Source organism: Aureimonas endophytica, assembly GCF_014642635.1.
Lineage (GTDB): Bacteria > Pseudomonadota > Alphaproteobacteria > Rhizobiales > Rhizobiaceae > Plantimonas > Plantimonas endophytica.
On the sequence record NZ_BMIQ01000002.1, the window covers coordinates 148,305 to 159,968 of the forward strand.

13 protein-coding genes are annotated in these 11,664 nt (G+C 69.0%); 5 read left to right on the forward strand and 8 right to left on the reverse strand.

Going from position 1 to position 11,664, the window contains the following annotated elements:
- Positions 1-42 precede the first annotated feature (42 nt).
- Positions 43-1,569, forward strand: a complete 1,527-nt coding sequence (locus IEY14_RS07045; protein ID WP_188907528.1) for an ArnT family glycosyltransferase — start codon at positions 43-45, stop codon at positions 1,567-1,569.
- Here IEY14_RS07045 and IEY14_RS07050 read toward each other — a convergent pair.
- The 6 genes from IEY14_RS07050 to ccmA are packed head-to-tail and all read right to left on the reverse strand — an operon-like array spanning position 1,512 to position 5,237.
- Positions 1,512-2,123, reverse strand: coding sequence for a DsbE family thiol:disulfide interchange protein (locus IEY14_RS07050; protein ID WP_188907529.1), 612 nt, complete (start codon positions 2,121-2,123; stop codon positions 1,512-1,514). The genes IEY14_RS07045 and IEY14_RS07050 overlap by 58 nt on opposite strands.
- Positions 2,120-2,293: a heme exporter protein CcmD gene (ccmD, locus tag IEY14_RS07055; protein WP_188907530.1), complete on the reverse strand. Its 174-nt coding sequence runs from the start codon at positions 2,291-2,293 to the stop codon at positions 2,120-2,122. The genes IEY14_RS07050 and ccmD overlap by 4 nt, the downstream gene beginning before the upstream one ends.
- Positions 2,290-3,060, reverse strand: coding sequence for a heme ABC transporter permease (locus IEY14_RS07060; protein ID WP_188907531.1), 771 nt, complete (start codon positions 3,058-3,060; stop codon positions 2,290-2,292). Before IEY14_RS07060 ends, ccmD begins: the two co-directional genes overlap by 4 nt.
- 47 nt (positions 3,061-3,107) lie before the next feature.
- Positions 3,108-3,878 (reverse strand): trans-aconitate 2-methyltransferase, encoded by a 771-nt coding sequence (tam, locus tag IEY14_RS07065; protein WP_188907532.1) that lies wholly within the window; start codon positions 3,876-3,878, stop codon positions 3,108-3,110.
- 13 nt (positions 3,879-3,891) lie between these two features.
- A complete protein-coding gene (gene ccmB, locus IEY14_RS07070; protein ID WP_188908085.1) occupies positions 3,892-4,551 on the reverse strand; it encodes a heme exporter protein CcmB in 660 nt (219 codons plus the stop codon).
- Positions 4,548-5,237 carry a heme ABC exporter ATP-binding protein CcmA gene (gene ccmA, locus IEY14_RS07075; RefSeq protein ID WP_373288945.1) on the reverse strand — a complete coding sequence of 230 codons (690 nt, stop codon included), beginning with the start codon at positions 5,235-5,237 and terminating at the stop codon, positions 4,548-4,550. Before ccmA ends, ccmB begins: the two co-directional genes overlap by 4 nt.
- Positions 5,238-5,507: 270 nt before the next feature.
- On the opposite strand from ccmA, the gene acnA reads away from it, so the two are divergent.
- The 3 genes from acnA to IEY14_RS07090 all read left to right on the forward strand — a co-directional run bounded on the left by acnA (position 5,508) and on the right by IEY14_RS07090 (position 9,713).
- Entirely contained in the window at positions 5,508-8,270 is a 2,763-nt protein-coding gene (gene acnA, locus IEY14_RS07080) for an aconitate hydratase AcnA (protein ID WP_188907534.1), read from the forward strand.
- A gap of 197 nt (positions 8,271-8,467) precedes the next feature.
- On the forward strand, positions 8,468-9,238 hold the full coding sequence (locus IEY14_RS07085) for a DUF1223 domain-containing protein (RefSeq protein WP_188907535.1): 771 nt from the start codon (positions 8,468-8,470) through the stop codon (positions 9,236-9,238).
- 151 nt (positions 9,239-9,389) lie between these two features.
- Positions 9,390-9,713 carry a DUF2794 domain-containing protein gene (locus IEY14_RS07090; protein ID WP_373288946.1) on the forward strand — a complete coding sequence of 108 codons (324 nt, stop codon included), beginning with the start codon at positions 9,390-9,392 and terminating at the stop codon, positions 9,711-9,713.
- Between the two features lie 237 nt (positions 9,714-9,950).
- Here the strand turns inward: IEY14_RS07090 and IEY14_RS07095 are convergent, their stop codons facing one another.
- Together IEY14_RS07095 and IEY14_RS07100 are read right to left on the reverse strand one after the other, a co-directional pair.
- Positions 9,951-10,610 (reverse strand): hypothetical protein, encoded by a 660-nt coding sequence (locus IEY14_RS07095; protein WP_244639367.1) that lies wholly within the window; start codon positions 10,608-10,610, stop codon positions 9,951-9,953.
- Positions 10,611-10,899: 289 nt separating this feature from the next.
- Complete coding sequence (locus tag IEY14_RS07100) at positions 10,900-11,349, reverse strand: DUF2214 family protein (protein ID WP_188907537.1); 450 nt, start codon at positions 11,347-11,349, stop codon at positions 10,900-10,902.
- A 123-nt stretch (positions 11,350-11,472) separates the two neighbouring features.
- Between IEY14_RS07100 and IEY14_RS26120 the strand changes: the two genes are divergently transcribed.
- Positions 11,473-11,598: a hypothetical protein gene (locus tag IEY14_RS26120; RefSeq protein WP_280515027.1), complete on the forward strand. Its 126-nt coding sequence runs from the start codon at positions 11,473-11,475 to the stop codon at positions 11,596-11,598.
- Positions 11,599-11,664: the final 66 nt, after the last annotated feature.

Below are 11,664 nucleotides of genomic sequence, written 5' to 3' on the forward strand. Positions count from 1 at the left end.
ATCAGCACGAAAGGGCGCCGGGGTCCAGTGAGCCAGACGTTGATGACGACCATGCGCGCGCCGGCGCGCCGCCTGCCGCCTGCCGCCCGCGCGCCCGAGGAGGCGGGCGAGGGCTGGCACGCGGCGCTCTGGATTCTCGTCGCCATCGCGCTTCTGCGCGTCCTGGCGCTCGTCCTCTCGCCGAGCGAGCTCGGCTTCGACGAGGCGCAATACTGGGCCTGGTCCCGCCATCTCCAGTTCGGCTACGCGACGAAGCCGCCGCTGATCGCCTGGCTGATCGCCGGCGAGGCGGCGGTCTGCGGCCCGGCCGCGCCCTGCGTGCGGCTCGCCGCGCCGCTGCTCCATCTTGGCACGGCGATCGTCCTCTCCCTCGTCGCGCGGCGGCTCTATGGCGGGCGCACCGCCTTCTGGACCGGCCTCGCCTATCTCCTGATGCCGGGCGTCGCCCTGTCCTCCATGCTGATGACGACGGACGCGCTGCTCCTCTTCTTCTGGAGCCTGGCGCTTCTCGTGCTCGTCCGGCATCTCGACCGGCCGGCCCTTGGTACCGCTCTCGCCTTCGGCCTCGTCACCGGCATCGGCCTCTATGCCAAATATGCGATGATCTTCCTGCCGGTCATGATCGGCGTCGCGGCGATCGCGCTTCCCGAACTGCGCCGGGCCTTGCGCCCGCGCGACATCCTCGTGGCGCTTCTCGCCATCGCCCTCCTGATGGCGCCGAACGTCTGGTGGAATATCGGCCATGGCTTCGCCACCTTCACCCATACGGGCGAGGAGAATATCGGCTGGAGCTGGTCGCGGCTCAATGCGCGCAAGGGCTTCGAGTTCTTCGTCACGCAGTTCGGCGTCGCCGGGCCGATCGTCTTCGGCGCCATGCTGAACGCGCTTCTCTTCCGCGCCCGCACCGACCGGCCGGACAGCGACCGGCTGCTTCTCTGGCTGAGCTGGCCGATCGTCCTCGCCATCACCGTGCAGGGCTTCCTGGCGCAGGCCAATGCCAATTGGGGCGCGACCGCCTATCCGGCCGGCGTCGTCCTCGCCACGGCGCTGATGGTGCGCCATCGCCGCCGCCTGTTCCTCGTCGCCAATTTCGTGATCTGCGGCCTTCTCGCCGCCGCGATGCTCTGGACGACGGGTTTCGCCGATCCGGCCTCGGCCACCGGCCCGTTCCGGCAGTTCCGCCAGCTCGGCGGCTGGTCGGCGACGGCGGGCGAGATCGCCGCTCTCGCGAAATCGCGCGGGGCGGAGCGGCTCGCCGTCGAGAGCCGGGCGCTGACCGCCGGCCTCGTCTGGGCGCTGCGCGACGAGCCCTTGGACATTCGCGGCTTCCTGAAGCCCGGCGAGGCGCCGGCCGATCAGTTCGAGATCGATTCGCCCTGGCGCCCGGGCGACCGGACGGAGGGTACGCTGATCCTCGGCATCACCGCGAAGGAAGCCGGCGCCATCGGCGCCGTGCCGCTCGGCACCGTGCCGGCGCCGCTCTATCTGCGCGATCCTTCGCCGCTGACGGTCTACGGCTTCCCGGCGCCGGGGGAGGCCGCGCCGGCCGCTCCGGCCAGCGCCGGATAGAGACCGTTCATCACCGCCTGTGGCGTGAAGGGGCCGACCTGCTTCCAGAGGATGCGCCCGTCGGTGCCGACGAGAAAGCTTTCCGGCACGCCATAGACGCCCCAGTCGATCGTCGCCCGGCCGGCTTCGTCCGTGCCGATCGCGGCATAGGGGTTGCCGAGAGCTTGCAGGAAGGCGAGCGCCGCCTGCGGCTTGTCCTTGTGGTTGATGGCGACGAGCCGGAAGCGCGCGTCCTTGGCGAGCTCCATCAGGAGCGGATGCTCTTCGCGGCAGGGGCCGCACCAGGAGGCGAAGACATTGACGAGCAGCGGCTTGTCCGGCGGCGCGGACAGGTCGAGCCCCGGAACCGCCGCGCCGGCCAGCGGCGGCAGCACCGTCTTCGGCGTCGGCGCGCCGATCAGCGCCGAGGGAATGACCGCCGGATCGCGGCCCGACAGGAGTTCGGCCAGAAACACGCCGGCCAGCGCCAGAAAGGCGGCGAGCGGCAGGAAGAGAAGGAGCGACCGCCGCCGGCGCGGCGCGGCGGTGCCGGGATCGTCGAGCCCGGCGCTCATCGGCGCGCCCCGCCATCCGACCGGCGCCGGGCGCCGCCGGCCTCCAGCCGCGCCAGCTCGCGCCGGGCGCGGCGCGCGTCGAAAACGATCCAGCCGGCGACGAGAAGAAGCGCCAGGGCGGAGATCCCGTAGGCGGACAGGACGAAGGCGGAACTGTCCACCGCGATCATGGCGTCGCGCCTTCCGTCCGGGCGGCCTGAAGACGTTTCAGGGCGCGAATGCGCCGGCGCAGCACCTCGGTGCGCATCGCCGTGAGATGCAGCGCCAGGAAGAGGAGCGAGAAGCCGAGGGCCGACAGGAGAAGCGGCACCAGATAGGTGGCCGGCATCTTCGGCCCGTTCATCGTCAGGACGCTCGCCGGCTGGTGCAGCGTGTTCCACCATTCGACCGAGAACTTGATGATCGGGATCATCACGAAGCCGGTGAGGGCGACCACGGCCACCGGCCGGGCCGAGCGCGCCGGATCGTCGAAGGCGCGGGTGAGGGCGATGAGGCCGAGATACATGAGGAAGAGGATGAAGACGCTCGATAGGCGCGCGTCCCATTCCCACCACGTCCCCCAGGTCGGGCGGCCCCAGATCGAGCCGGTGACCATGGCGAGGAGGGTGAAGACGGCGCCGAGCGGCGCCGCGCTCTTCAGCGCGACATCGGCTACCGGATGGCGCCAGACCAGGGTGCCGAGGCCGGAACCGGCCATCATGGTCCAGGCCATCATGCCGAGCCAGGCGAAGGGCACGTGGATGAACATGATCCGCACCGTCTCGCCCTGCTGGTAGTCGGCGGGGGCGGTGAAGCCGAGCCAGAGCGCCGGGGCGAGCACGAGGGCGGCCGCCGCGTAGAGGAAGGGCTGGACGCGGCCCGACAGCGCCAGGAAGCGCGTCGGGTTGGCGAGGGCGCCGATCCGTGTCGGCCGGGGAGAGGCGGCGAGGTCGCTCATGGCGAAAGCTTAGAACCCCTTGAAGGATGCGGCAAAGGGGCGAGGCCTCATTTCCGCGCGACGAGAAACAGTCGCGGAAAGCGGAGCAGGCGCCGGCCGTCGGCGCGTGCCGGATAGGCCGCCGCGAGTCGGGCGCGGTAATCGGCGAGGAAGGCCGCGCGCTCGTCCTCGTCCAGCGGATCGAGGAAGGGGCGCAGGCCCGTCGCGCTCACCCATTCGACGATCGCGCCCTCGTCCGCCATGACGTGGTGATAGGTCGTGCGCCAGATGTCGACCTCGCGGGCGAGCGGCGCGAGGAGATCGTAATAGGCCTCCGCCGGCAGGATGCGGGCGCGGACCTTGTCGGCGTCGTCGATCTTCGCCCGCCATTGCCCGGCGCCCGCCGCCTCGCGCATCAGGCGGTGGCTCGGCTCCTCCTGGTTGTCGGGCATCTGCACGGCGAGGACGCCGCCCGGCGCCAGCAGGGAAAAGAGGCGCGGCAACAGGGTCTCGTGGTCGCGCAGCCATTGCAGCGAGGCATTGGCGAAGAGAAGGTCGACGGGCGCCTCCGGCTCGAAGCGCGCGATGTCGCCGAGAACGAAGCGGGCGGCGGGAAGATCGCCGCGCGCCTTCGCCAGCATGTCGGGCGAGCTGTCGAGGCCGAGAAGCACCGCCTGCGGAAAGCGCTCGGCGAGAAGGGCGGTGGAATTGCCCGGCCCGCAGCCGAGATCGACCGCGACGGCGGGATCGTTCGCCGGCACTCTGGCGAGGAGCTCGCGCGCCGGGCGCGTCCGCTCGTCGGCGAAGCGCAGGTAGAGGGCGGCATTCCAGTCGGCCATGGTGCTTTGCCTTTCAGTCGCCGCCCGATCTCAGCGCCGCCGCCGCCGCGAAGGGGCCGAGGACGCCGCTGAAGAGCGTGAGGGCGGCCAGGAAGAGGAGGGGCGCGAGGAACGGCGCGCCGGGATTGAGCGCGCCATAGGCGGCGGAAACGCCGAAAATGAGGACGGGCAGCGCCAGCGGCAGGACGAGCACCGAAACGAGGAGCCCGCCGCGCGGCAGGCCGACCGCGACGGCCGCCCCGACCGCGCCGATCAGCGTGACGGCCGGCGTGCCGACGAGGAGGGTGAGGGCGCAGGCGGCGAGTTCCAGCGGTTCGAGCCCGAGGACGAGGCCGAGAAACGGCGTCGCCGCGATGAGCGGCAGCCCGGTTCCCGCCCAATGCGCCAGCGCCTTGACCAGGACGACGAGCGGCAGCGGCGCGCCGCCGGTGGCGAGAAGGTCCAGCGTCCCGTCGTCGCGATCGGCCTGGAACAGGCGGTCGAGCGTCAGGAGGCCGGACAGGAGCGCGCCGAGCCAGAGGATCGCCGGGCCGAGCCGGGCGAGAAGCCGCATGTCCGGCCCGAGGGCGAAGGGCGTCGCGGCGACGACGGCGAGGAAGAAGACGAGGCCCGTCGCGGCCCCGCCCCCGCCGGCGAAGGCCAGCCGGAGATCGCGGGAGAAGAGGGCGATCATTGCCATGTGTCGAAAGGATCCGCCGGAAGGGACGCATTGGCCGGGGGCCGCGGCCGTTCGAGCTTCAGCTCGGCGGCGGCAAGGCCGAGCGGCAGATGGGTCGCGGCGATCAGGATGCCGCCATCCGCGAGATGCGCCTCGGCGATGTCCCGGAACAGGCCTTGCGAGGCCGTGTCGAGCGCCGCCGTCGGCTCGTCGAGCAGCCAGACGGGGCGACGCGCGACGAGAAGGCGGGCGAGCGCCGCGCGGCGCTGCTGGCCGGCGGACAGATAGGCGAAGGGCAGGGCGCCGGCATGACCGAGCCCGACCCGCTCCAGCGCCTCTTCCGGCGCGAGGCCGGGGCGGCCGAGGAAGCGCCGCCAGAACCAAAGATTGGCGAGCACCGTCTCGGCCCCCTTCATCGCGTTGCGATGGGCGAGATAATGCGCCGCCTCGCCGAGATGGCGTGCCGGTTCGCCATCGGCGGCGGAAAGGCCGTCGAGGACGATTCGCCCGCCCGCCGCCGGCACGAGGCCGAGAAGCGTGCGCAGCAGCGTCGACTTGCCGGCGCCGTTCGCGCCGGCGACGGCGAGCGCCGCGCCGCCGCCCAACGAAAAGTCCAAGGGCCCCGCGAGGATAGCCTCGCCGCGCGCCACCACGAGCCCTTCCACGGTGAGGCGAGGCGCCTTGTCCGAAGCTGCCGAAATCTCCCGCCCCCACCCGTCAACGCTCTTTATAGCGATTCAAAATCTGCCTATAAGGCCCCCAACCACGCCAGCGACCGGAGTGGGATCAAAGCGCCGAGGCGACGCCCCGGAACCCGAATCTTAAGGAAGATCCCTTAAGGCAAGGCTCCGGCAAGCGTCGAGGCGGACGACACGCGGAAATGGTCGTACCCGCACTTTCCTTCGCCCGAAAGGGCCTTGGATCGGGCGTTCGCCTTCGGACAAAACCGGTTCGAAAGGAACGACTAGACCGTGTCTCATCCCGATAGTTTCAAGAGCCGCAAGACGCTCGACGTCGCCGGCAAGAGCTACACCTATTTCGATCTGAAGGAAGCCGAGGCGAACGGCCTTACCGGCGCTTCGCGCCTGCCCTTCTCGATGAAGGTCCTGCTCGAGAACCTCCTGCGCAACGAGGACGGCCGCACCGTCACCGCCGACGACGTGCGCGCCGTCGTGAAGTGGCTGGAGGACAAGGGGTCCGCCGGCCACGAGATCGCCTATCGCCCGGCCCGCGTCCTGATGCAGGACTTCACGGGCGTTCCCGCCGTGGTGGATCTCGCCGCCATGCGCGACGCCACCGCCCATCTCGGCGCCGACCCGAAGAAGGTGAACCCGCTGGTGCCGGTCGATCTCGTCATCGACCATTCGGTCATGGTCGACTATTTCGGCCAGCCGGATTCCTTCCAGAAGAATGTCGACGTCGAATACGACCGCAACGGCGAGCGCTACACCTTCCTGCGCTGGGGCTCGACCGCCTTCCAGAACTTCCGCGTCGTGCCGCCCGGCACCGGCATCTGCCATCAGGTCAATCTCGAATATCTCGCCCAGACCGTGTGGACGAAGGACGAGAACGGCGAGACGATCGCCTATCCCGACACGCTGGTCGGCACCGACTCGCACACGACCATGGTCAACGGCCTGTCGGTGCTCGGCTGGGGCGTCGGCGGCATCGAGGCCGAGGCGGCCATGCTCGGCCAGCCGATCTCCATGCTGATCCCCGAGGTCATCGGCTTCCGCCTCACCGGCAAGCTGCCGGACGGCACGACGGCGACCGACCTCGTCCTCACCGTCACCGAGATGCTGCGCAAGAAGAAGGTCGTCGGCAAGTTCGTCGAGTTCTTCGGCCCCGGCCTCTCGAACCTGACCCTGGAAGACCAGGCGACCATCGCCAACATGGCGCCGGAATACGGCGCGACCTGCGGCTTCTTCCCGATCGACAAGGACACGATCGCCTATCTGGAGGCGACCGGCCGCGCCAAGGACCGCATCGCTCTCGTCGAGGCCTATGCGAAGGCGCAAGGGATGTGGCGCGAGGACGGCGCCGGCGACCCGGTCTTCACCGACACGCTGGAGCTCGATCTCTCGACCGTCGTGCCCTCGCTCGCCGGCCCGAAGCGTCCGCAAGACCGCGTGGCGCTGACCGCCGCCGCGCCGGAATTCAAGAAGGCGCTGGCCGAGCTGCAGGGCGGGCGCAAGAAGAGCCCGGCCGCCGCCTCCGCCGGTGACGAGCGCTTCATGGCGGAAGGCGCGGCCCAGGCCGGCCAGACGCCGGAGACCTCGCCCGCGCGCCACACCGTCGAGGGCGCCGAGCACGGCATCGCCGACGGCGACGTCGTCATCGCGGCGATCACCTCCTGCACCAACACGTCCAATCCGAATGTCCTCGTCGCGGCCGGCCTCGTCGCCCGCAAGGCGGCGGCGCTGGGTCTGAAGCCCAAGCCCTGGGTGAAGACCTCGCTGGCGCCGGGGTCGCAGGTCGTGACCGAATATCTCGAGAAGGCCGGCCTCCAGAAGGATCTGGACGCGATGGGCTTCAACCTCGTCGGCTATGGCTGCACGACCTGCATCGGCAATTCCGGCCCGCTGCCGGAGCCGATCTCGGAGGCGATCAACAAGAACGATCTCGTCGCGGTCTCGGTGCTCTCGGGCAACCGCAACTTCGAGGGCCGCGTCAATCCGGACGTCCGGGCGAACTATCTCGCCTCGCCGCCGCTCGTCGTCGCCTATGCCATCGCCGGCTCGATGTTCGTCGACATCACCACGGAGCCGCTCGGCAAGGACGGCGAGGGCCGGGACGTCTTCCTGAAGGACATCTGGCCGACGACGCAGGAAGTCTCCGAGATCGTCCGCAAGACGGTGACGCGCGACCTCTTCGAGAGCCGCTATTCGGACGTCTTCAAGGGCGACCCGAACTGGCAGAAGATCGACGTCTCCGGCGGTCTCACCTATGACTGGGACGACCGCTCGACCTATGTGCAGAACCCGCCCTATTTCGAGGGCATGTCGATGACCCCGAACCCGGTCACCGACATCAAGGGCGCCCGCATCCTGTCGCTCTTCCTCGACTCGATCACCACCGACCACATCTCGCCGGCGGGTTCGATCAAGGCGAACGGCCCGGCGGGCACCTATCTCGTCGAGCATCAGGTGCGGCCGGTGGACTTCAACTCCTACGGCGCGCGCCGCGGCAACCACGAGGTCATGATGCGCGGCACCTTCGCCAATATCCGCATCAAGAACCAGATGGTGCCGGGCGTCGAGGGCGGCATCACCAAGCACTATCCGTCCGGCGAGCAGCTGGCGATCTACGACGCGGCGATGAAGTACAAGGCGGAGGGCGTGCCTCTCGTCGTCTTCGCCGGCAAGGAATACGGCACCGGCTCGTCGCGCGACTGGGCGGCGAAGGGCACCGTTCTCCTCGGCGTGCGCGCCGTGATCGCGGAAAGCTTCGAGCGCATCCATCGCTCGAATCTCGTCGGCATGGGCGTCGTGCCCTTCGTCTTCGCGGAGGAAGGCACGAGCTGGCAGACGCTCGGGCTCAAGGGCGACGAGACCGTGACGGTCGAGGGCCTGACCGACGTCAAGCCGCGCCAGATCATGGAAGCGACGATCGAGAAGGCGGACGGCTCGAAGCAGACCGTCAAGCTCCTCTGCCGCATCGATACGCTGGACGAGCTCGAATATTTCAAGAACGGCGGCATCCTGCATTACGTGCTGCGCCGTCTGGCGGCCTGATCCCGCCGCTCGACCAGAATGGAAGGGGCGCCGGCCGGCTTCGGCCGGCGCCCCTTTTTCGCGTTCCGACGCCGCTTCGCTCACCCGCATTTGAGTGGTTGATGATCGCCGCCGCCGCTAGCTTGCCGTCGAACGGCGCGGGTGCATGTTTCCTCGCGCAAGGCGGAAGGCAGGAAGATGGGCGATAGGCGAGAGGGATGATTGCGAAAACCCTCCTCGCGGCGGCTTCGGCCCTGTCCTTCGTCCTCGCCCCGGCCGGGGGCTCGGCCGGCGAGCGCACGGCGTCGAGCCGCGACGTGTCCGGCGTCGTCGAACTCTTCACCAGCCAGGGCTGCGCCTCCTGTCCGCCCGCCGACGGCGTGATGGCGGCTCTCGCCGGCGATCCCAGGCTCGTGGCGCTCGCCTACCATGTCGATTACTGGGACTATATCGGCTGGAAGGACACGCATGGCTCGCGCGACAATACCGAGCGCCAGAAGGCCTATGCCGAGACCCTGAAATCCGGCTCGATCTATACGCCTCAGGCCGTGATCAACGGCCGGGAGGACGTGTCCGGCGCCGAGGAGCCGGCGATCCGGCGGGCGGTGCGCGACACGGCGATCGACCGCGACGGCGGGCGGCCCGAAGTGACGCTGGCCCTGAAGGGCAAGCGCCTGCACATCGCCGTCGACGGCGGGGTCCCGCCCGATTCCGCCCGCTCGCCCGTCCTGATGCTCGTCACCTTCGACCGCTGGAGCGAGGCGGCGGTGGACCGGGGCGAGAACGAGGGCAAGACCCTCGTGTCCACCAACGCGGTGCGGTCCTGGCGTATTCTCGGCATGTGGGAGGGCAAGCCGCTCGGCATCGACATCCCGCTCGCCATGCTGGACGAGAACGACAAGCCGGTGGGCAGCGCCGCGATCCTTCAGGAAGTGACGCCGGATGGCGGCCCGGGACCCATTCTCGCCGCCGCGATCCTGCCGCGCTGAAGCGCCGGCGGGCGCTTGAAAAGCTTTTGCCGCGCTTCCAGTTTCATGTCACCATCATGACACGACGGCGCGAGTCTCATGCCGCGCCGTCCGAGGAAGGGGCGGTCACTTGGCGGAATACGCAAGCGGCGAGACGCAGACGGCAACCCTCATCGATCTCGCGGCCCTTCGACCTTCGCAGACGCTCGTCGCCTTCGACCGGCGGGAATTGTCGGAGATCCTCAACGTCTATGGCCGCATGGTCGCCGCCGGCGAATGGCGGGACTATGCGATCGACATGCTGAAGGATCAGGCGGTGTTCTCGATCTTCCGGCGGACCAGCGAGATGCCGATCTACCGCATCGAGAAGAATCCGAAGCTGGCGCGCCGGCAGGGCGCCTTCTCGGTGGTCGCGGCCGGCGGCCTCGTCATGAAGCGCGGCCACGACCTGGCGCAGGTGCTGCGCGTCTTCGACCGGCAGCTGAAGCAGGTCTGACACGCCGCGCCGCCGGATCGATCCTTTCCGCCTCCGTCTCAGATTCGTCATCCCGGGCCTGACCCGGGATCCATGCCTGCCGCGAATCCGCATGGATGAGGGTCAAGGCGCGGGCTCCTCCCGCATCGCCCCGGCCTGTCGTGGCCGGCTTGGCATGGATCCCGGCTCAGGGCCGGGATGACGAAGCGGCGAGGTGGGCGGGGCGCTGAGAAGGCTCGGCGGTCTGACGCGCCGCCCTCAGCGGCCGAGACGGCTGCGCAGGCCGCTTCCCGCATGCGGATTGGCGTAGTGGAAGACGGCGGTGGCCCTCACCTTATCGGGGTCGCAGGGCTCGTTCGTGTGGATGCTGCGATAGCCCCAGAAGAAATAGAGATTGCCCGGCACCATCTTGATCCGGGTGACCGGACCTTGGGCGCGCAGGCGCAGGCGCCGCAGGACGAGCTGCGACAGGCGGTTGTCCACCAGCATCTTATCGGCGAGATTGGCGGCGTAGCTCGTCCGGATCGGCCGCGTGTTCGGGACCATCAGGAAGTCGCCGGTCTGGCCTTCCGTCGGGATCTCGATCGGGATTAGGCCGGTGATGACGTAGGAATCGTAGTGGAAATTGAGGGAATGGTCCGCCGCCGCCGTTCCCGTCAGGCAGCGCAGCAGCTGGTAGAATTCGATCGGCGGGGGCGGGCGCTTCACCGCGTGGCGGTAGAGGCGGGTGAAGATGCTCTGGAAGCCCGCATCCTCCGCCAGCCGGTCGAGGCCCGAACCCGCGACGGCCGACTTGCCGACGAAGCCGACATAGGTGCCGCCGGCCTTGTTGATGGCCGAGGCGACGAAGGCCTTGGCCCAAGCGAGCTCCACATCGCTGAGGAAACCCTCGACGCAGGCAAAGCCCCGGCCGTCCATCTCCGCCGCGACGCGCTCGATTTCCGCGTCCGAAAGGCTTGGAAATGCCGTTGGGGTAGGGGCTGGAATCCATCCGTCTTCACTGGCGGCGACCGACGTAAGGGACATGGCGCTCACTCCAACCCGAGATGAGACGATTCATGATCTCGATTTCGAACCCCGGCAATAAGGGATTCCACGAAGTAAGACATGTTTTCCATGCGCGACCAATTAAGGCGCCGTCTCGCTTATGCTTGGTCTGCTATGACTTTCTGAAGGAATATTTGCCGACGATTGATGGGCCGGCTCTCTAACCGAGGCCGCGTGCCATGGCGGCGGCGAAGAGCGGGATCAGCGCGAAGAAGAAGGCTTCCGCATGAAGGAAGCGCCGCGCCGCGCGGATCTCGTCCGAAGGCGGCAGGAAGCCCGGATCGGCGGCGAGCGCCTTCTTCCAGCGGGCGAAGCGCAATGACGGCGGCACCGACAGGAGGCCGACCAGGGCGAAGGCGGTCATCTTCCCCCAGAAGGCGTGGTTGCCGGCATAGTAGTCCCAGCCCTTCAGCCCGAAGAGAAGGCGCAGGATGCCGGCGAGAATCACCGCCAGCGCCAGGGCGCCATAGACGGCGTCGTAGCGCGCCAGCCGCCGGATGGCCGCGCCGTCGAGACCGGGGCGGACGGAGGCCATCTCCACCAGGAAGACGCCGAAAAGGCCGAAGACCAGGAGATGGTGCAGGCAGGCGAGCACGAAATCGGTGAACATGCGACGGCCTGCCTTGCGCGCGAGGAGCGTTGCGCTTCGATCTAGCCGTCGGCGTCGAGGCGGCAATGCTCGCCCGCTTCGGTCGCGATTGCAGGACGCGGAGGCAATTGCTATTTTCCGCCCATGCATCGCCGGCCCGTCCAAGACGCGCATCTGCCCTCGACCCTCGGCTTCTCGCCGGTGGACGACCGCACGCGTCTGCCCGGCCGCTTCTTCTACCGCCTGATCGTCGGCCACCGCCTCGCCTGACGGCCATCCGCCGCGCCGCCCGGGCGTCGGCGTCTTCGATCGATCAGACCGTTTTTCAGCCGATCG